Below are 20,305 nucleotides of genomic sequence, written 5' to 3'. Positions count from 1 at the left end.
CGGGGAGCGGGCCTTCATCATGTGCGGGTCACTGACCGCCGTACGTCTTGCTCATGTTCTGGTAGAGCGCCTCGGCGTCCCGGCCCAGCTGCGGACCGGCCAGCCAGGTGTTGTCGGCCGGGCCGATCGAGGTGTTGGAGACCAGCACCGACTTGCCGTTCAGGACCCGGAACCAGCCGCCACCGGACGAACCGCCCGTCATGTCGCAGCCGATGCGGTACATCGTCGGCAGAGACGCGCTGAGCGCGAACCGTCCGGGCACGTCGACGCACTTGAACATCTTCGAGCCGTTGTAGGGCGGGGCGGCCGGGTAGCCCCAGGCGCCCATCTTGCGGGCCTCGGCCGCGGACGGGGCGGAGAAGTCCACGTCCAGCGCGGCGCCGACCGTCTCCTCCAGGGACTTGGCGCCCTGCTCCGGCTTCACGTGCAGGACGGCGTAGTCGTACGCCGCTCCGTCGCCGCCGGTCTCCGAACCGCCCTGGATCCACTGGTTCGAGGTCGAGGCCCAGTTCGCCCACCAGTTGCCGTACGGGGCGATCTCGCTCTGGTTCGCGTTGCCCAGCTCCGCCGCGGACTTGCCGAGGTCGTTGTAGGCCGGGACGAAGACGATGTTGCGGTACCAGCCGCCGTCGCCGCCGGCGTGCACACAGTGGCCCGCCGTCCACACGAGGTTGGACTTGCCCGGGTGGTTCACGTCCTTGACGACCGTGCCGGAGCAGACGGCCGGGCCGTCGGGGGAGTCGAAGAAGACCTTGCCGACGGGGGCCGCGTTGCGGTGGTACGGCGTCTTCTCGGCCTGCGCCCGGACAGGAGCCGGGTCCGGGTCGCTGACACCCTGGCCGGCCGACGCGTCCTTCGTCGTGACCCTCTTGTCGGCCTCCTCGGCGGACTGCATCCGCTCCGGCTTCCAGAGTCCTTCGATCACCGGGTTGACGAAGTCCCTGGCGTCACTGAGCCACTTGTCCTTGTCCCAGTCCTTCCAGCCGCCTTCCTTCCAGCGGTCGACGTCGACCCCGTGCTCCTTGAGCTTGCCCGCGAGATCGGCCGGGATCTCGCCCTTGCCGGCGCCGTCCGCGGCGGCCTGGGAACCGGTGGTGTCGGGTTTGTCGCTCGCCGAGTCCTCGGAGCCGTTGCAGGCGGTCGCGGTGAGCGCCAGGGCGGCGACGATCCCGGTGGCGGCGAGGACGGTGCGCCGCCCGCGCCTCGATGCAGGCGTACGTGTGGAACGCATGGTGCTATGACCCCCGTTGGTGCCTATGAATGTGGTGCTGGTGCTGGTGCTGGTGCTGGTGCTGGTGCGTCGGTGCGGCGCCGCATGTGCATGTCATGGGTGCGGCGCCGGTGCTCCCGCGCGATTCCCCACTATGCCCGTGGAGTTGAGGGCGTACCGGGGTGGGGCGGTGAAGGTTCCGAGAGCCCCCGGGCCGGACCTCGTGAGGGTGCCCGAGGTGCGCCGCCCCACCGGCAGCGCGGTTCAGCAGGCCGTCACCGGCCGGCGAACTTCTTGCTGACCGAGTCGTACACGCCCTTGGCCACGCCTCCCAGACGCGGTCCGGCCAGCCAGCCCGACGTCACCGGGCCGATCGAAGTGTTGGACACCAGCGCCGGCTTGCCGTCGGCACCGGTCGCGACCCAGCCACCGCCGCTCGAACCGCCGGTCATGGTGCAGCCGATGCGGTACATCGTCGGATCCGACGTGGTGACCGACAGCCGCCCGGGCCGGTCCTGGCACCGGAACAGCTTCTGCCCGTCGTAGGGCGGCGCGGCCGGGTAGCCGATCGCCGTGACGCTCTTCACCTGCGGCACCGCGGGCGCCTTGAAGTCGACCGGCAGCGCCGAACCGACCATCTCCTCCAGCGACTTGCCGCCGCTGCCCTTCTCCGGCGTCACATGGATGACCGCGAAGTCGTACGGCGCGCCGTCACCGCCCGTCGAACCGCCCTGCTCGATCCACTGGTCCGAGGTCTGCGCCCAGTCGCCCCACCAGACGCCGTAGGGAGCGACGTCCTCGCGGGTGGCGTTCTCCAGTTCCGCCACCGGCTTGCCGTCGTCGTTGTACGACGGGACGAACGCGATGTTGCGGTACCAGCCGCCCTTCTTGCCCGCGTGCACGCAGTGCCCCGCCGTCCACACCAGGTTGGACTTGCCCGGGTGCGCCGGGTCCTTCACCACCGTCGCCGAGCAGACGGCCGAGCCCTCGGGGGAGTCGAAGAACACCTTCCCGGCCGTGGGAGCGTTGGCGTGGTAGGACGGCGGTACGGCCTGCGCCTCGACCGGTTCGGGCGTCGGGTCCGTCACGCCCTGGTCACCGGAGAGGTCGCTGTCGTCGACGCCCTGGTCGGGCTCCTCGGCCTCCCGCATGCGGTCCGGGTCCCAGAGCCCCTCGATGATCGGGTTGATGTACTCGTTGGCCTCACGCAGCCAGTCGTCCCGGTCCCAGTTCTTCCAGGCGCCGTTCTTCCACTTGTCGACGTCGATCCCGTGCTCGCGGAGCCGGTCCCTGATGTCGTCCGGGATCCTGAGCTTGCCGTCGTCGGAGGCGGTGGCCGATGCGGAGGCCTCCCCGTCCGCCGTGGCGTCGCCCGATTCGCAGGCGGTGGCGGTCAGCGCGAGCGCCGAGGCGAGGGCCACCGCGGCCAGCACGGGGGAGTTCCCGCGGCGCGCCCTCCCTCCCCGGCCGGTATGGGACGACGGTCGTGTGGGTCGCATGATCTGACTCCCCCTGGTACGGAACGAACGTGGACGAACCGGCACTTCGCCCCCGAATTCCCGCTGTCTCGCGGGAACTTCGGGGCGACTTCACGGCGTCCGGGAACGGCACCACACACTATGCGGTGGCTGTGGGGGCGATCCGACGGATCCGCAACAGTTCCGTCACGGAAAGGATCTTGAGGCAACCCGTAACCCCGTGAGTGATCCGGGGTTGGTAGCGGATGGGGGGCCTGCTGTCTGCCTGCGGTCCTCTGTGCCCGTGCCCAGTGGGAGGTCTTGGAAGCCGTGGCGGAATCCACCTATCGGGGTCGTGCGTCAGAGGAGGCCGCTGTGGGGTGTACGCAGGTGAAACCCGTCCCCGATGGGGCCGCCGACAACACCGCACCCGCCCCGCGCTCCGCACCCGCCCCGCGCTCCGCGCCCGAAGGAGTCCCGCGCCGCCAAGCCGCACGCGAATCCGCCGCCCGGACCTACGCCCGTGCCCTGCCGATCGTTCCGGTGCGGGCCCGGGGACTCACCATCGAGGGCGCGGACGGCCGCCGCTACCTGGACTGCCTCTCCGGCGCCGGCACACTCGCCCTCGGCCACAACCACCCGGTCGTCCTGGAGGCCATCCGCAGAGTCCTCGACTCCGGAGCGCCCCTGAACACCCTCGACCTGGCCACACCCGTCAAGGACGCCTTCCTCGACGAGCTGTTCCGAACCCTGCCGCCAGGTCTCGCCGAGCGGGCACGGGTGCGGTTCTGCGGACCGACCGGTAGCGAAGCCGTCGAGACCGCCTGGGCGCTGGCACGCGCGGCGACCGGACGGCGAGGTCTCCTGGCATTCACCGGCGTCGGCCGCGGAAGCCCCGCCGGAGTCCTCGACGACCCGTCCGCGAACAGCCACGACACACGGGTGGCCCGCCTGCCCTACCCGCAGGACTACCGCTGCCCCTTCGGCGTCGGGGGCGAGCACGGGGCCGACCTCGCCGCCCGCTGGACTGAATCCCTCCTCGACGACCCCGGGTCCGGGGCACCGCTGCCCGCCGCGATGCTCGTCGAGCCGGTCCAGGGCGAGGGCGGAGTGATCCCCGCGCCGGACACCTGGCTGCGGCGCATGCGACAGCTCACCGCCGACCGGTCCGTCCCGCTGATCGCCGACGAGATCCAGACCGGCGTCGGCCGTACCGGCGCCTTCTGGGCCGTGGAGCACAGCGGTGTGACCCCCGACGTGATGGTCCTCTCCAACGCCATCGGCGGCAGCCTGCCGCTGGCCCTCGTGGTCTACCGCGACGAACTCGGCACCTGGGAACCCGGCACCCCCGCCGACGCCTTCCCCGGCAACCAGCTGGCCATGGCCGCCGGCACCGCGACCCTCGCCCACGTCCGCGAGAACGCCCTCGCCGAGCGCGCGGCGACCCTGGGCACGCGTCTGCTGGGTCAACTCCAGCAGCTGGCCTCCGATTTCCCCTGTGTAGGGGATGTGCGGGGGAGGGGACTGATGATCGGGGTCGAGCTGGTGGATCCTGACAGGGAGGGAGAGTCCGGCTTCACGGGTACTCCCGGGGCCGCGGAGGGTGGTGTGGCGGCGTCGGTGATGCCGGGCAGCGGACGCCGGCCGCTCCCCGCCGCCCCCGAACTGGCTGCTGCGGTCCGGCAGGAGTGCCTGCGGCGCGGCCTCATCGTCGGACTCGGCGGCCGTCACGCGAGCGTCGTGCAACTGCTCCCTCCTCTGACCATCACCGACGAACAAGCGGCGGCCGTACTGGACCGCTTGGCCGACGCGGTCCGGGCAGCGGCCCGGAGCCGAGGGGGTGGCACGGCAGCCACACCATGAACGCGGCGAGCGCCTGCGGCGTGGGACTCCACGCCGTGCCTGGTCGTGGCCAGGTCTGCCTGCCCTGGCGCCTGCGCGCCAGCTGGCCGGGAGCCCCAAGCCCGGCGCGCCCGCCCGCTGCGCGACTCGCGTCCCTCTGGGCCGCACCGAGCCGAGCGGATCTCCACGGTCGGCCGCCCCCCCCGCCTGCATGATCCGGAACCACCCCATGAGGTACCTGTCGTGAACGCCATGCCCCACCCCGACGACCACTCACCGACGCCTGGACAGGGCACCGTCGACGCCTTGCCGTCGGGAACGTCGCCGAACCCGCGGGTCCCTCATCAGCGTCCGGTCGGGAAACCCGAACAGGGGCTGAGCGAACGCCTCGGCAGCGACCCCTTGGAGCATCCCGACCCGCCCACCGTCGCCCAGACCGCCGCCGTCGAGAACCTGCTCCGCTGCTGGGCCCGCGAGACCGACCAGCCCGCCCCGGCGGACGGTGTTCTGCGTATCCCCCTTCCCGTCAGCGGCACGGCTCTCCTCGCGCCGGTCCGCTACTGGTCCCCGACGGGCTGGCACCGCTTCGGCCCTCCGCGTCTCGCCGGGGCGCCCGACTACGCCCCACCGGCCGACGCCGTCACTATCGCCGCCCTTCTCACGAGGGAGACGTCCACAGCCGACTCCGGCACCAGGCCCGCCCACAACACCTCACCCACGAGCACCCCCAGCCCCGCCACCGCCGGCTTCAGCGACGGCGTCCGGCTGGTCTCGGAGGTTGCCGACTCCCTCCGACGGGTCACCGGCTTTGTCGCCGTCCGCCGGGAAGCGCCGGCCGACGGCCCCGACCTCTTCCTGTCCGCGGAACAGGCCCTCATCTTCGGGCACCCCCTGCACCCGAGCCCCAAAAGCCGCGATGGCCTCTCCGACGCCGAAACGCTGCAGTTCTCACCCGAGACGCACGGCTCCTTCCCTCTGCACTGGATGGCTGTCGCCCCCTCCGTCCTCGCCACCGACTCCTCCTGGACCGAACGCGGGCGCCCTGTCGCCGCGCCCCGGCTCACCGCCCGCCTCGCCGGGACCGCACCGGCGCTGCCGGACGGATACGCCCTGCTGCCGCTGCACCCCTGGCAGGCGCACGAGGTCCGCCATCGTGCGGAGGCCGCTGCCCTGCTGGACGCCGGGCTGCTCCGTGACCTCGGCACCCACGGCCCTCCCTGGCACCCCACCTCCTCCGTACGAACCGTCTACCGAACCCATGCCCCCGCGATGCTCAAGCTGTCGCTGGGTCTGCGCATCACCAACTCCCGTCGCGAGAACCTCCGCAAGGAACTCCACCGCGGCGTCGAGGTCCACCGGCTGCTCCGCAGCGGTCTCGCTCAGCAGTGGCGGGCCGCGCACCCGGGCTTCGACATCGTCCGGGACCCGGCCTGGCTCGCCGTCGACACCCCCGACGGCGTCCCGGTGCCCGGACTGGACGTGGTGATCCGCCACAACCCGTTCAGCCCCTCCGACGACGTCTCCTGCGTCGCAGGCCTCCTCGCGCCACGCCCGTGCTGCCACGCCTCGCCGGAGGGTGCCCCAGGGCGTACGGAGAAGCACGGCCCGGCCCTGCGGTCCCGGCTGGCCGACGTCGTCACCCGCCTCGCCCGCCGTACCGGCCGGCCCCGCGGTGCCGTCGCAGCCGAGTGGTTCCTTCGCTACCTCGCCCACGTGGTCCGTCCCGTCCTCTGGCTGGACGGTGAGGCCGGCATCGCCCTGGAAGCGCACCAGCAGAACACCCTGCTCCTGCTGGACCCCGAAGGCTGGCCCACGGGCGGTCGCTACCGCGACAACCAGGGCTACTACTTCCGCGAGTCCCGGCGCGCGGACCTCGACGCCCGGTTGCCCGGCATCGGAGAGCGGAGCGACACGTTCGTCCGTGACGAGGTCACCGACGAGCGGCTCGCGTACTACCTGGTGGTCAACAACGTGCTCGGCCTCATCGGCGCGTTCGGCTCCCAGGGGCTGGCCGACGAGAGGCTGCTGCTCGCCGCCTTCCGCCGCTTCCTGGGAGATGCCGCTTCCGGCCCGGCCCCGCTGCGCACCTCGTTGCCGGCCCGGGTGCTCGACTCACCCGTCCTGCGCTGCAAAGCCAACCTGCTGACGCGCCTGTACGGCCTCGACGAACTCGTCGGCCCGGTCGACACCCAGTCCGTCTACGTCACCATCGCCAACCCCCTGCACTCCTGAGCATTCAGATCGTCCCTGACCACGGCTGAACTGCCTCCTTCATCCCCTGAGGACATGACCCACCCCCCTGTCTGAGAGGAGCGTCCGGTGCCTCCCGCCGACCCGATCACCGAGACCCGTTTCGCCGTCCCTGCCATGGCCGGCCCGGCCTGCGGTGCCGGGTCCCGATCCGACTCCCCGGATCCAGGCGGGGTCTCCGGCGAGCGCGTCCGAGCGGACGGGCACAGCGAGGACACCATGAACCTCCGGCTCCCGGACGATCTCGTCGCCGTCGACGTGCTCGGTCCACCCGACGGACACGGATCCAGGGGGCGGCACCAGGAGATGGACCGACCTGCCGTCTCCAGCACCAGGACCGGTGAGCCGTCGCGCCCCGTCTCCGACCCCCGCCATGGCGACCTCCTCGACCGCGTCGCCGAATGGGGCCCGGCCGACACACCCGCAGGCGCGTTCCGCCTCGTGCCCGTGCGCCTCGAACGCGACCTTCCGCTCATCAGCCGCTGGATGAACGACCCCGCCGCCGCGGCGTTCTGGGAGCTCGCAGGACCACAGGAGGTGACGCAGGACCACCTGCGGGCCCAGCTCGCCGGCGACGGGCGCAGCGTGCCGTGCATCGGTGTACTGGGCGGAGTGCCGATGAGTTACTGGGAGATCTACCGGGCGGATCTGGACCCATTGGCCCGTCACTACCCCGCCCGGCCTCATGACACGGGGATCCACCTCCTGGTCGGCGGGATCGCCGACCGGGGGCGTGGCCTCGGGGGCATGCTGCTCCGGGCCGTGACCGATCTCGTTCTCGTGCAGCGGCCCTCTTGCACACGCGTCATCGCCGAACCCGACATTCGCAACACCCCCTCCGTAGCCGCATTCCTAACCGCCGGCTTCCGGTTCTCCGCCGAGGTCGACCTGCCCGCCAAGCGGGCCGCCCTCTTGGTCCGAGACCGGCCTCTCCGGCACCTCTTGTAGCGCTGTGTCACTGCCCCATCACTCATTGAACGCGGCTCGTCCTGGCGCAGTTCCCGCCCGTCGCGCGAAATTTCCGAGCAGTTCTGCCACGACCTCGTCCGAGCCGCCCCCGCCCCCCCCCATGCATTTACGTAGCCGGTCCTGCCTGCCCACCGCTCACCCCTCCACCTCGCCGAGGAGCCCACGGTCTTGATCCCGTCCCCCGCCCCCGCCTTGATCGCCCGTTTGTCAGTGCAGGGTCGTAGGGTGGTCGCGCTATGACGAAGCCCTCACTCCCCGAACTCCTGCATGCTGCCGTCACTGCCGTCGGCGGTACGGAGCGCCCCGGTCAGGTGGCCATGGCCGAAGCCGTCGAGGCAGCGATCGACGACGGTTCCCACCTGCTGGTCCAGGCCGGCACCGGTACCGGCAAGTCGCTCGGCTACCTGGTGCCCGCGCTCGCCCACGGGGAGCGGGTGGTCGTCGCGACCGCCACCCTGGCCCTGCAGCGCCAGCTGGTGGAGCGTGACCTGCCCAGAACCGTCGACTCGCTGCACCCCCTGCTGCGCCGTCGCCCGGAGTTCGCGATGCTCAAGGGCCGGTCGAACTACCTGTGCATGCACCGACTGCACGAGGGCGTCCCGCAGGACGAGGAAGAGGGCCTCTTCGACCAGTTCGAGGTCGCCGCGCCCACCAGCAAGCTGGGCCAGGACCTGCTCCGGGTGCGCGACTGGGCCGACGAGACCGAGACGGGCGACCGTGACGATCTCACGCCCGGCATCTCGGACCGCGCCTGGGCCCAGGTGTCGGTGTCGTCGAGGGAATGCCTGGGCGCCTCGAAGTGCGCGTACGGCGCCGAGTGCTTCGCCGAGATGGCTCGCGAGCGGGCCAAGCTGGCCGAGGTCGTCGTCACCAACCACGCGCTGCTCGCGATCGACGCCATCGAGGGCGCCCCGGTCCTCCCGCAGCACGAGGTGCTGATCGTCGACGAGGCGCACGAGCTGGTCTCACGGGTCACCGGAGTCGCCACCGGCGAGCTCACCCCCGGCCAGGTCAACCGCGCGGTGCGCCGTGCCGCGAAACTCGTCAACGAGAAGGCCGCGGACCAGCTCCAGACCGCAGCCGAGGGTTTCGAACGGCTGATGGAGCTGGCGCTGCCGGGCCGTCTGGAGGAGATTCCCGAGGACCTCGGATACGCCCTCATGGCGCTGCGCGACGCGTGCCGCACGGTCATCTCCGCGATCGGAGCGACCCGCGACAAGTCCGTCCAGGACGAGGACGCCGTCCGGAAGCAGGCCCTGGCCTCCGTGGAGAACGTGCACGACGTGGCGGAACGGATCACGAACGGCTCCGAGTGGGACGTGGTCTGGTACGAGCGCCACGACCGCTTCGGTGCCTCCCTGCGCGTCGCCCCCATGTCCGTGTCGGGTCTGCTGCGGGAGAAGCTCTTCGCGGACCGTTCCGTCGTCCTGACGTCCGCGACGCTGAAGCTGGGCGGCGACTTCAACGGCGTAGGCGCCTCTCTGGGTCTGTCTCCCGAGGGCACCGAGGGCGATGACATTCCGCAGTGGAAGGGCATCGACGTCGGATCGCCCTTCGACTACCGCAAGCAGGGCATCCTCTACGTCGCCACACACCTGGCCCGTCCCGCGCGGGACGGGGACCGTGCGGACATGCTCGACGAACTCACGGAGCTGATCCAGGCGGCGGGCGGCCGCACCCTCGGCCTGTTCTCCTCGATGCGGGGGGCCCAGCTGGCCGCCGAGGAGCTGCGGTCCCGGATCCCCGAGTACCCGATCCTCCTCCAGGGCGAGGAGACGCTCGGCGAGCTCATCAAGAACTTCGCGGCCGATCCGAAGACCTGTCTCTTCGGCACGCTGTCGCTCTGGCAGGGCGTGGACGTCCCCGGACCCAGCTGCCAGTTGGTCGTCATGGACAAGATCCCGTTCCCGCGCCCGGACGACCCCCTCATGAGCGCCCGGCAGAAGGCTGTCGAGGACGCGGGTGGCAACGGCTTCATGGCCGTCGCCGCCACCCATGCCGCGCTCCTCATGGCCCAGGGCGCCGGCCGTCTCGTGCGGGCGTCGGGGGACCGCGGTGTCGTCGCCGTCCTCGATCAGCGTCTGGCGACGGCCCGCTACGGGAGCTATCTGAAGGCGTCCCTGCCCGACTTCTGGTTCACGACGGACCGTAACCAGGTGCGGAAGTCGCTGGCGGCGATCGACGCGACAGCCAAGGAAGCAGCAGCCAAGCAGGCCACGGCGGAACAGACCGCAGACGAGCAGCCGGAAGACGAATAGCCGGAAGGCGGATGAACTGCGGGGTTGGCTTGCGACGGCTGCGCCACCGGCCAACCCCACTGCCTGAGCACTGCGGGACTCCCGTCGGTCCGCCCCCGGACAGCGGACAGCGCAGGGCCCCGGAACCGGCGCAGAGGTCCCGGGGCCCGGTCAGAGGGCGGGCCGTTGGACCCACCCGACGCGGTGCGCGCTGTCAGACGCGCCGCAGTACGGCCACCACCTTGCCGAGGATGGTCGCGTCGTCGCCGGGGATCGGCTCGTAGGCCGCGTTGTGCGGGAGGAGCCAGACATGGCCGTCCTCGCGCTTGAAGCGCTTGACGGTGGCTTCGCCGTCAAGCATCGCGGCCACGATGTCGCCGTTCTCCGCGACCGGCTGACGTCGCACCGTGACCCAGTCGCCGTCGCAGATCGCGGCCTCGATCATCGAGTCACCGACGACCTTCAGGACGAACAGCTCACCGTCGCCGACGAGCTGGCGGGGGAGGGGGAAGACGTCCTCGACGGACTCCTCGGCGAGGATCGGGCCACCGGCGGCGATCCGGCCGACCAACGGCACGTACGACGCGGCCGGCTTGCCCGCGGTGTCCGTCGGCTGCACCGAGGCGGCCTGGTCGGAACCACGCACCTCGTACGCGCGCGGGCGGTGCGGGTCGCGGCGCAGGAAGCCCTTGCGCTCCAGAGCCATCAGCTGATGTGCGACGGAAGAGGTGCTGGAGAGGCCGACGGCCTGACCGATCTCCCGCATGGACGGCGGGTAGCCCCGTCGCTGCACGGAGTCCCTGATGACCTCGATCACGCGGCGCTGGCGATCGGTGAGTCCCGAGCTGTCCGCCCGGATGCCGGGAGGTCGGCCCGGCAGGGAGCGCTTGTGCCCCTCAGGGTTCGTGGCTTCGTTCATCGCATGCACCGGCTCCAGTCGGCCCTGGGAGCGGTCCTGGGCAGTAATGGCGGCACTGTCTGCGGTGGTGGTCACGTCGGCCCCTCTCGATGGTCTCCCTGCTGGACAACGGTAGTTGCTTTCGAAAGGTTGCGCCAAACACACGTTCGAGTGAAAAATCGCGAATCACCGGACGCGATCATGTGTCCGGGTGTATTGGCGGCCGCGCCACCTGGCGGGCAAAAGGGTCCATTGCTGTACTCTTCACCGCCGGGGTGATCACCTCGTGGACTGGTGCCCCAGTCTGCCATCCGGCATTCCCCTGCCCCGGGACCAGCCCTCATCTGTGCGGGAGTCCCACGTCCCCTCCTCGCGGCGCCCACGGTATCTCCGCATGTGCCGCGGCGATACGGCTGTGCGGGAACGGATGCGGCCGTGCCCCCGGGAAGGCCGTTCGCGGTGGTGCCTTCACTGGCGTGCGAGAGCGGCGGGGCTCGGTTCGTCGCACGTCACCTGCGCCTACGCGCGCGACACGCGGGAACGGCGTCGATGTATGAGCCAATCCCCACATCTAGTGGTTGGATTGCTACAGCAGCCCAGAAGTTGTGGTCCCCCCGGTCTCGAGGCTCATGGTCATCGCCTATGCTTGGGGCTGCTTCGTGGGGCGCAAGAGACCCGGCGAGGCTATTGAGTCTGCTGTGAGGAGGGTTGGGAGTTCATGCACTGCCCCTTCTGCAGGCACCCCGACAGTCGCGTCGTCGACAGTCGTACGACCGACGACGGCACTTCGATCCGCAGGCGCCGCCAGTGCCCTGACTGCTCCCGTCGTTTCACGACCGTGGAGACGTGCTCGCTCATGGTGGTGAAGCGGTCCGGAGTCACCGAGCCCTTCAGCCGTACGAAGGTCATCAATGGAGTGCGCAAGGCGTGCCAGGGGCGGCCCGTCACCGAGGACGCGCTCGCCCAGCTCGGCCAACGGGTCGAGGAGGCGGTGCGGGCCACCGGAAGCGCCGAGCTGACCACCCACGACGTGGGGCTGGCCATACTCGGCCCGCTGCAGGAACTCGACCTCGTCGCCTACCTGCGCTTCGCCTCCGTCTACCGGGCGTTCGACTCGCTCGACGACTTCGAGGCGGCCATCGAGGAGCTCAGGACACAGACGGGACAGCCCGGCGCGGACGACGGAGACCGTGAGGAAGCGGCCGCGGGGAGCCAGGAAGACGACCGCGGGTCCGGAGGGGCGGAACAGGTCCCCCAGCCCGCCGGCGCCGCCGACTGACCGGCGGGCCGGACCCGGAAGGCAGCTCCGGGCCCGGCCGGGCGGCGGCGATGTGAAGACCTGTTGCGGGCGACGTGACTGGGTGCCCGCAACACCAGACAGAACAACGTGCCACGGGAACAACGGGGCACTTCAGGGCGTTTTCGCCCGTACAGGGAGGCGGCATGACAGAGACGGCGAGCGGTCCGGCACGGAGTTCCCGCGCCAAGAGCGCCAAGGCGACCAAGGGCCTGCGTGTCGAGCGCATCCACACCACCCCTGGGGTCCACCCCTATGACGAGGTGGCCTGGGAGCGCCGTGACGTCGTCATGACCAACTGGCGCGACGGCTCGGTCAACTTCGAGCAGCGCGGCGTCGAGTTCCCCGACTTCTGGTCGGTGAACGCGGTCAACATCGTCACCAGCAAGTACTTCCGCGGTGCCGTGGGCACCCCGCAGCGCGAGACCAGCCTGAAGCAGCTGATCGACCGCATCGTGAAGACGTACCGGAAGGCCGGGGAGGACTACAAGTACTTCTCCTCGCCCGCCGACGCCGAGATCTTCGAGCACGAGCTGGCGTACGCGCTCCTGCACCAGATCTTCAGCTTCAACAGCCCTGTCTGGTTCAACGTCGGCACCAAGCAGCCCCAGCAGGTCTCGGCCTGCTTCATCCTGTCCGTCGACGACTCCATGGAGTCGATCCTCGACTGGTACAAGGAAGAGGGCATGATCTTCAAGGGCGGCTCCGGCGCCGGCCTGAACCTCTCCAGGATCCGCTCCTCCAAGGAGCTGCTGTCCTCCGGCGGCAATGCCTCCGGCCCGGTCTCCTTCATGCGCGGCGCCGACGCCTCCGCAGGAACGATCAAGTCCGGTGGCGCCACCCGTCGCGCCGCCAAGATGGTCGTCCTCGATGTGGACCACCCGGACATCGAGGACTTCATCGAGACCAAGGTCAAGGAAGAAGAGAAGATCCGCGTCCTGCGCGACGCCGGCTACGACATGGACCTGGGCGGCGACGACATCACGTCCGTCCAGTACCAGAACGCCAACAACTCGGTCCGTGTCAACGACGAGTTCATGAAGGCGGTCGAGCAGGGCGGCCAGTTCGGGCTGCGCGGCCGGATGACCGGTGAGGTCATCGAAGAGGTCGACGCCAAGTCGCTCTTCCGCAAGATCGCCGAGGCCGCCTGGGCCTGTGCCGACCCCGGCATCCAGTACGACGACACCATCAACACCTGGCACACCTGCCCCGAGTCCGGCCGGATCACCGCGTCGAACCCGTGCAGCGAGTACATGCACCTGGACAACACGTCCTGCAACCTTGCCTCGCTGAACCTGATGAAGTTCCTCAAGGACGACGGCAAGGGCAACCAGTCCTTCGAGGCCGAGCGCTTCCAGAAGGTCGTCGAGCTGGTCATCACCGCGATGGACATCTCGATCTGCTTCGCGGACTTCCCCACCCAGAAGATCGGCGAGAACACGCGCGCGTTCCGCCAGCTCGGCATCGGCTACGCCAACCTCGGCGCCCTGCTGATGGCCACCGGTCACGCCTACGACTCGGACGGCGGCCGTTCCCTCGCCGGTGCCATCACCTCCCTGATGACGGGCACGGCGTACCGGCGATCCGCCGAACTCGCCTCGGTCGTCGGCCCGTACGACGGCTACGCCCGCAACGCCGACGCCCACAAGCGCGTCATGAAGCAGCACTCGGACGCCAACGACAAGGCCGTCCGCATGGACGACCTGGACACCCCGGTGTGGGCCGCCGCCAGCGAGTCGTGGCAGGACGTGCTGCGCCTCGGCGAGAAGAACGGTTTCCGTAACTCCCAGGCGTCCGTGCTCGCCCCGACCGGCACCATCGGCCTGGCGATGTCCTGCGACACCACCGGTGTCGAGCCCGACCTCGCGCTGGTCAAGTTCAAGAAGCTGGTCGGCGGTGGCTCGATGCAGATCGTCAACGGCACCGTGCCGCAGGCCCTGCGCCGCCTCGGCTACCTCGAGGAGCAGATCGAGGCGGTCGTCGCCCACATCGCCGAGAACGGCAACGTGATCGACGCCCCCGGTCTCAAGCCCGAGCACTACGAGGTGTTCGACTGCGCCATGGGCGAGCGGGCCATCTCCCCGATGGGCCACGTCCGCATGATGGCCGCGATCCAGCCCTGGATCTCCGGCGCCATCTCCAAGACGGTCAACATGCCGGAGACGGCGACCGTCGAGGAGGTCGAGGAGATCTACTTCGAGGCCTGGAAGCTGGGCGTCAAGGCGCTCGCGATCTACCGCGACAACTGCAAGGTCGGCCAGCCGCTCTCCGCGAAGACCAAGGAGAAGGAGAAGGCGGAGATCACCGAGAAGGTCGAAGAGACCATCCGTACCGCGGTCGAGAAGGTCGTCGAGTACCGCCCGGTCCGCAAGCGCCTGCCGAAGGGACGTCCCGGCATCACCACGTCCTTCACCGTCGGCGGTGCCGAGGGCTACATGACGGCCAACTCCTACCCGGACGACGGTCTCGGTGAGGTCTTCCTGAAGATGTCCAAGCAGGGCTCGACCCTCGCGGGCATGATGGACGCCTTCTCGATCGCGGTGTCCGTCGGCCTCCAGTACGGCGTGCCGCTGGAGACGTACGTCTCGAAGTTCACCAACATGCGCTTCGAGCCGGCCGGCATGACGGACGACCCGGACGTGCGGATGGCGCAGTCGATCGTCGACTACATCTTCCGCCGCCTGGCGCTGGACTTCCTGCCCTTCGAGACGCGCTCCGCGCTCGGCATCCACTCCGCCGAGGAGCGCCAGCGTCACCTCGAGACCGGTTCGTACGAGCCGTCCGAGGACGAGGTCGACGTCGAGGGGCTGGCACAGTCCGCGCCGCGCGCCCAGGAGCTGAAGGCCGTTTCCGCTCCGAAGGCCGAAGAGGCGGTCAAGCCCGCCCCGCAGCAGGCCCACACCAGTGCCGAACTGGTGGAGATGCAGCTGGGCATCCAGGCCGACGCCCCGCTGTGCTTCTCCTGCGGTACGAAGATGCAGCGTGCCGGTTCCTGCTACATCTGCGAGGGCTGCGGCTCGACCAGCGGCTGCAGCTGACGCCGAGCGCCTGAGCCGATGACGAGAGGGGCACCGCCCGCAGGCGGTGCCCCTCTCGTCGTACGTGCCTGGTCGTTCGCGCCTCGCCGGCAGTGCGGTCAGGGCCGGTGCGCCGCGCCCATCGTCCTGGTGAAGTCCACGGGGTCGCCCTCGAAACCACGGAGTCCGGAGCGCAGTTCCCACGGGCCGGAGCCGTCCCGGGCGAACTCCGCGACCGTCGCCGCCGTCGCTCCCAGGACACCTCCGAAGTCGTCCTCCGCCAGGACGGTGTACCCCTCACGGATACGCAGGCCGGGGTTGCGCACACTGACGAAGGTGCGCTCCGCCGGGCGCTGCTGAATGACGACACCGACCACCACGCGCGCGTAGCGGACGTCGAGCCGGCCGAGCTCCAGCGTCATGACTTCGTCGTAGCCGAAGCCCTGACCGTCCTTGCTGTCCCGGTTGAGGGTGATGGTGCCGTCGGGGGAGCGGCTGTCGAAGTGCACCATGTACGCGGCATCTCCGTGCGGGTCGTCCGCCGTGTAGGTCGCCGCGACCAGGTCCAGGTCGGTGGACGGCTGCCCCGCCGGGCTGGGATCCCACCGCACCGCGATCTCGACCTTGCCAAGCCCCTTGTTGAGCCCGTCCACCAGAGTCCCCTTCCCCGTACGACCTGTCCGTCGGCCCCAACTGCCGGGCGCACATGACTGTTTGTCCATCCTGCCACGCGAGGGGGTGCGCGCGTGGAGGAGCGGTCCAGCCGAGAGTGACCGACGCCACGCTTCGTGGCCTTACCATGGCGCGGTGCTGGTCAAGTGGATTCGCTGCACCGTGGTGGACCGCCGCGGTTTCGAGCGGGGGCAGCGGAAGTGGGCGGGGCTTCTGGGGGAGCCGGGGTTTCGCGGGCAGGGGGGTGGCTGGAGCCGGGGGCGGCCGGATGTGGCGCACGTCTTCGCGTTCTGGGAGAGCCGGGCCTTCTACGACTCCTTCATGGCACGGTCCCACGACCGGCTCGCGTCGGCCCAGGCGGGCACGTTCAAGGACGCCCAGGTCAGACTCTTCGACTACCGCTTCGACGTGAAGACCGGTTTCGAACCGCGCTTCACGGACGCCGACCTGCTGCGGGTGGCGCTCTGCCGCATCCACGAGGAGCGGGCCGAGCACTTCGTGCTGATGCAGGAAAAGGTCTGGAACCCGGCGATGGCCGGCTCACCAGGCATGGTGCGCGGGCTCTTCGGCGAGGCACCCGGGAACGAGTTCATGGTGCTCTCGATGTGGCGCTCGGCCGCAGAACACGGCAAGTACCGCACCGAACGCGTGGAGCGGCTCGCCCTGAGGGCCCAGACGGAGGCGGACGTGGCGGCGCTCACGGGTGACGTCGTGGACATGGAACCAAGCTGGACGGTCTGATTCCGACCGGTCTCGACGACTTCACCGGATGCTGCGACGCGAGGCCCTCTGACTCCGGTCGGGCATCGACGGAGCCATTCCGTTCGGACAAACGTGCGATGGGTGTGACCTGTGGTGCAGGAATCGTGTGACCTACGCCGTATGGGTGCGGGGGGAGTGCTCCACCGGACCTCACCCGATCTAGGGTCTTGGCATGGCACGACCACGGCGCATCGTCCTTGTCCGGCACGGCGAGTCGACGGGCAATGTTGATGACTCCGTCTACGAGCGGGAACCCGACCACGCCCTGGCGCTGACCCAGCGAGGCCGGCGGCAGGCGGAGGCGACGGGAGAGCGGCTGCGCGAGCTGTTCGGCGACGAGCAGGTCAGCGTGTACGTCTCCCCGTACCGCCGTACACACGAGACCCTGCGCGCGTTCCACCTCGACTCCGGTCTCATACGGGTGCGTGAGGAACCCCGGCTGCGCGAGCAGGACTGGGGCAACTGGCAGGACCGGGACGAGGTCCGCCTCCAGAAGGCCTACCGGGATGCGTACGGCCACTTCTTCTACCGATTCGTCCAGGGCGAGTCCGGTGCCGACGTCTACGACCGGGTCGGTGGCTTCCTGGAGAGCCTGTTCCGCAGCTTCGAGGACCCCGACCACCCGCCGAACGTTCTCATCGTCACCCATGGTCTGGCGATGCGGCTGTTCTGCATGCGGTGGTTCCACTGGACGGTCGCGGAGTTCGAGTCGCTGTCGAATCCGGGGAACGGCGAGGTGCGGATGCTCGTTCTGGGGGACGACGGCAAGTACACGCTCGACCGGCCGTTCGACCGTTGGCGAGATCCCGAGCCGTACGGGGTCACCGGATAGAGTGGCAGGGCGATGACCGTTGATTCCTCCCCCGACGTGCGCCTGGAGCGCGCCCTGGCCTGCCTGCGCGGACTGTCCGTCGGAGACGCCCTCGGCTCCCAGTACTTCGTGCCGGTCAACTATCCGCTGCTGAAGCGCGGCGAGGTGCCCTCCGGGCCGTGGCAGTGGACGGACGACACGGAGATGGCCGGCTCGGTCGTCGCCGTCCTGGCCGCCCATCACCGCATCGACCAGGACGCCCTGGCGCACTCCTTCGCCGAGCACCATGACTTCGACCGGGGCTACGGTCCTGCCGTCAACCGACTGCTGCGGCTCGTCCGGGAGGGTGGCGACTGGCGGGAACTCGCCGCCGCGCTCTTCAAGGGGCAGGGGTCCTGGGGCAACGGCGCGGCGATGCGGATCGCTCCGCTGGGGGCCTGGTACGCGGACGATCCGGAGCAGGCGACCCACCAGGCGGAGATCTCCGCCTACCCCACCCACCAGCATCGCGAGGCCGTCGTCGGAGCCATGGCCGTCGCCGCTGCAGCCGCTTTCGCCGCCGCCCCCGACGGGCCGCCCGGCGCCGAAGCCCTCCTCGACGGGGTCATCGACCTGGTACCGAAGAGCGCCGTGGGCGCGGGACTCCGCAGGGCGCGGGACATGCTCGACTACGGCGACCCGGGCACGGTCGCGGCGGTACTGGGGTGCGGGCGCCGGACGACCGCCCACGACACCGTGCCCTTCGCCCTCTGGTCGGCGGCGAGGAGCCTCGGCGACTACGAGCGGGCGTTCTGGACGACTGCCCAGGTCGGCGGGGACGTCGACACCACGTGCGCCATCGTCGGGGGCGTCATCGCCTCGGGGAAGGCGGGGGCGCCGCCCGCCGAATGGGTCGAGCGGACGGAGCCGCTCCCGGACTGGGTGCCCACGTCGGCCTGACGCCGGACTCGCTCCCTCTTCGGAAACTCTCCGTACGTATTGGGAACTCTCCGTGACCGGCCGTCCGTTGTTCCGGCATCCGCGGTGTCAGCCGTCGGGTCACACACGCACCGTCGGGTCGTGCACACGCCGGACGTCCGTGTGAGTGGAGAGGGGGTGGTCATGGAGGCTCTGCTCGTTGTTCTGATCCGCTGGTGGGGCGCTGTCGCGCGTCGTGCGGGCCGTATGAGGGCGGCCGTGCTGTCGACCTGTCCGTCCGTCCCCCGCGTGCGACCTGGCAGTCCGCGGCCGAGTGCGAACCGGCCCGGCAGCCGTCGGCGGGCCTGTGAAGTATCCGCCGACGAGGTGCCGGAGCCGGGTCGCGGTGCCCTGGCGTCAGCCGAGCCCCGGTCCGGCCGAGCCGGAGAGCGCCTCCAGGTCGCTCTTGCGGACCCGGATCACCAGCCAGGCCGTGGCCAGGGCGAGGACGGCCATCGCGGCGGCCGGGATGAAGGCCGTCGAGATGCCCTGGGCCAGCACCTCGTGTCCCCACGGCGCGGGGAGTTGCTGGGTCCTGGCGAACTCCGCCTTCTGTTCCGGGGTCGCCTCGGCCATGAACCGCGGAAGCTGCTTCTCGGCCTCGTCCCTGGTCGCCGTGCCGAAGACCGTCGTCAGGATGGCCAGACCCAGCGAGCCGCCCACCTGCTGTGTCGTATTGAGCAGCCCCGATGCCGCACCCGCCTCGTGCGGGGCGACGCCCGAGACGGCGGTGAGCGTCAGCGTCACGAAGTTCAGCCCCATGCCGAAGCCGAACACCAGCATCGGGCCGAGGACCCCGCCGACGTACGAGCTGTCGGAGCTGATGAGTGCCTGCCAGGCCAGTCCCGTCATCGCGAGCGCGGAGCCCACGAGCATGAAGGGCTTGGGGCCCAGCACCGGCAGGAACCGCTGCGACAGACCGGCGCCGAGCGCGATCACGACCGTCACGGGCAGGAAGGCGAGCCCCGCCTGGATCGGGCTGTACCCGAGCACGTTCTGTACGAACAGCACGATGTAGAAGAACATGCCGAACATCGCCGCGGCCAGGCTCAGCATGATCACGTACGTGCCCGAGCGGTTGCGGTCGGCGAACATCCGCAGCGGGGTGATCGGCTCCTTGGCCCGGGACTCGATGATCCCGAAGGCCAGCAGCAGCACCACGGCGGCAGCGAAGGAGCCGATGGTGAGGCTGTCCCGCCATCCCTCGTCCGCGGCGCGGATGAAGCCGTAGACGAGAGACGCCATGCCGACGGTCGAGGTCACGGCGCCCGCGATGTCGAAGCGGGCGGAGTGCCGTTCGGATTCGCTGATGTAGAGCGGGGTGAGCACGGCTATCAGCACACCGATCGGCACGTTCACGAAGAGCACCCAGCGCCAGTCGAGCCACTCGGTGAGCATGCCGCCCGCGAGCAGACCGATGGCACCACCACCCGCGGAGACCGCGGCGAAGACACCGAAGGCCCGGTTGCGTTCCGGCCCCTCGGGGAACGTGGTGGTGATGAGCGCCAGCGAGGTGGGCGAGGCGATAGCGCCTCCCACGCCCTGCAAGACCCGGGCGGCCAGCAACTGCCAGGGTTCCTGGGCCAGCCCGCCGAGCAGCGAGGCCAGGGTGAACAGGAGGATGCCGGTCATGAAGACCCGGCGGCGTCCGAGGATGTCACCGGCGCGGCCGCCGAGGAGCAACAGGCCGCCGAAGGTGAGGGTGTAGGAGCTGACGACCCAGGTGAGGTCGGTGGTGCTGAACGCGAGCGCGTCTTGAATGTGCGGGAGCGCGATGTTCACAATCGTGGCATCGAGTACCACCATGAGCTGGCAGGCCGCGATGACGGTGAGCGCGATGCCGGGGCGTCCCTCCCGGCGTGCCGCACCTGGCTTCTGATCTTGGAGCAATGGAGAGGTTGTCACTATGGGTCCCCCACGAGTGCG

14 protein-coding genes are annotated in these 20,305 nt (G+C 70.1%); 9 read left to right on the top strand and 5 right to left on the bottom strand.

All coding sequences use genetic code 11. The annotated features are described in order from the left end of the window. Positions 1-28: 28 nt before the first annotated feature. Together BJ965_RS09940 and BJ965_RS09935 are read right to left on the bottom strand one after the other, a co-directional pair. Positions 29-1,231 carry a trypsin-like serine peptidase gene (locus BJ965_RS09940; RefSeq protein ID WP_184908337.1) on the bottom strand — a complete coding sequence of 401 codons (1,203 nt, stop codon included), beginning with the start codon at positions 1,229-1,231 and terminating at the stop codon, positions 29-31. A 254-nt stretch (positions 1,232-1,485) separates the two neighbouring features. Further along, on the bottom strand, positions 1,486-2,709 hold the full coding sequence (locus BJ965_RS09935) for a trypsin-like serine peptidase (RefSeq protein WP_184908336.1): 1,224 nt from the start codon (positions 2,707-2,709) through the stop codon (positions 1,486-1,488). A gap of 333 nt (positions 2,710-3,042) precedes the next feature. Between BJ965_RS09935 and BJ965_RS09930 the strand changes: the two genes are divergently transcribed. The 4 genes from BJ965_RS09930 (at position 3,043) to BJ965_RS09915 (ending at position 9,986) form a co-directional block, all read left to right on the top strand. Then, positions 3,043-4,530, top strand: coding sequence for a diaminobutyrate--2-oxoglutarate transaminase family protein (locus tag BJ965_RS09930; RefSeq protein WP_376777912.1), 1,488 nt, complete (start codon positions 3,043-3,045; stop codon positions 4,528-4,530). Positions 4,531-4,761: 231 nt separating this feature from the next. After that, positions 4,762-6,741, top strand: a complete 1,980-nt coding sequence (locus BJ965_RS09925; RefSeq protein ID WP_184917012.1) for an IucA/IucC family protein — start codon at positions 4,762-4,764, stop codon at positions 6,739-6,741. Positions 6,742-6,828: 87 nt separating this feature from the next. Continuing rightward, positions 6,829-7,707, top strand: coding sequence for a GNAT family N-acetyltransferase (locus BJ965_RS09920; protein ID WP_313666777.1), 879 nt, complete (start codon positions 6,829-6,831; stop codon positions 7,705-7,707). 257 nt (positions 7,708-7,964) lie between these two features. Beyond that, complete coding sequence (locus BJ965_RS09915) at positions 7,965-9,986, top strand: ATP-dependent DNA helicase (RefSeq protein ID WP_184908335.1); 2,022 nt, start codon at positions 7,965-7,967, stop codon at positions 9,984-9,986. A gap of 193 nt (positions 9,987-10,179) precedes the next feature. Here BJ965_RS09915 and lexA read toward each other — a convergent pair whose 3' ends face one another. Further along, complete coding sequence (lexA, locus tag BJ965_RS09910; RefSeq protein WP_030845416.1) at positions 10,180-10,959, bottom strand: transcriptional repressor LexA; 780 nt, start codon at positions 10,957-10,959, stop codon at positions 10,180-10,182. A 622-nt stretch (positions 10,960-11,581) separates the two neighbouring features. Here lexA and nrdR point away from each other — a divergent pair. Both nrdR and BJ965_RS09900 read left to right on the top strand, forming a co-directional pair. Continuing rightward, on the top strand, positions 11,582-12,142 hold the full coding sequence (gene nrdR / locus BJ965_RS09905) for a transcriptional regulator NrdR (RefSeq protein WP_184908334.1): 561 nt from the start codon (positions 11,582-11,584) through the stop codon (positions 12,140-12,142). 164 nt (positions 12,143-12,306) lie between these two features. Further along, the gene (locus BJ965_RS09900; protein ID WP_184908333.1) at positions 12,307-15,198 is read left to right on the top strand and encodes a vitamin B12-dependent ribonucleotide reductase; all 2,892 of its coding nucleotides are present in this window, start codon (positions 12,307-12,309) and stop codon (positions 15,196-15,198) included. Between the two features lie 98 nt (positions 15,199-15,296). Here the strand turns inward: BJ965_RS09900 and BJ965_RS09895 are convergent, their stop codons facing one another. Further along, complete coding sequence (locus BJ965_RS09895; protein ID WP_184908332.1) at positions 15,297-15,830, bottom strand: TerD family protein; 534 nt, start codon at positions 15,828-15,830, stop codon at positions 15,297-15,299. A 154-nt stretch (positions 15,831-15,984) separates the two neighbouring features. Here BJ965_RS09895 and BJ965_RS09890 point away from each other — a divergent pair, with 154 nt between their 5' ends. The 3 genes from BJ965_RS09890 to BJ965_RS09880 all read left to right on the top strand — a co-directional run bounded on the left by BJ965_RS09890 (position 15,985) and on the right by BJ965_RS09880 (position 18,361). Further along, positions 15,985-16,590, top strand: coding sequence for a YdbC family protein (locus BJ965_RS09890; protein WP_184908331.1), 606 nt, complete (start codon positions 15,985-15,987; stop codon positions 16,588-16,590). A 193-nt stretch (positions 16,591-16,783) separates the two neighbouring features. Continuing rightward, complete coding sequence (locus BJ965_RS09885) at positions 16,784-17,443, top strand: histidine phosphatase family protein (RefSeq protein ID WP_184908330.1); 660 nt, start codon at positions 16,784-16,786, stop codon at positions 17,441-17,443. 12 nt (positions 17,444-17,455) lie between these two features. Beyond that, positions 17,456-18,361: an ADP-ribosylglycohydrolase family protein gene (locus tag BJ965_RS09880; protein WP_184908329.1), complete on the top strand. Its 906-nt coding sequence runs from the start codon at positions 17,456-17,458 to the stop codon at positions 18,359-18,361. A 375-nt stretch (positions 18,362-18,736) separates the two neighbouring features. Here BJ965_RS09880 and BJ965_RS09875 read toward each other — a convergent pair whose 3' ends face one another. Beyond that, positions 18,737-20,284, bottom strand: coding sequence for an MFS transporter (locus BJ965_RS09875; protein WP_184908328.1), 1,548 nt, complete (start codon positions 20,282-20,284; stop codon positions 18,737-18,739). Between the last annotated feature and the right edge of the window lie 21 nt (positions 20,285-20,305).

This window comes from Streptomyces luteogriseus, from assembly GCF_014205055.1.
In the GTDB taxonomy this organism is placed as follows: domain Bacteria; phylum Actinomycetota; class Actinomycetes; order Streptomycetales; family Streptomycetaceae; genus Streptomyces; species Streptomyces luteogriseus.
This window is presented reverse-complemented; position numbering and strand designations above follow the sequence as displayed.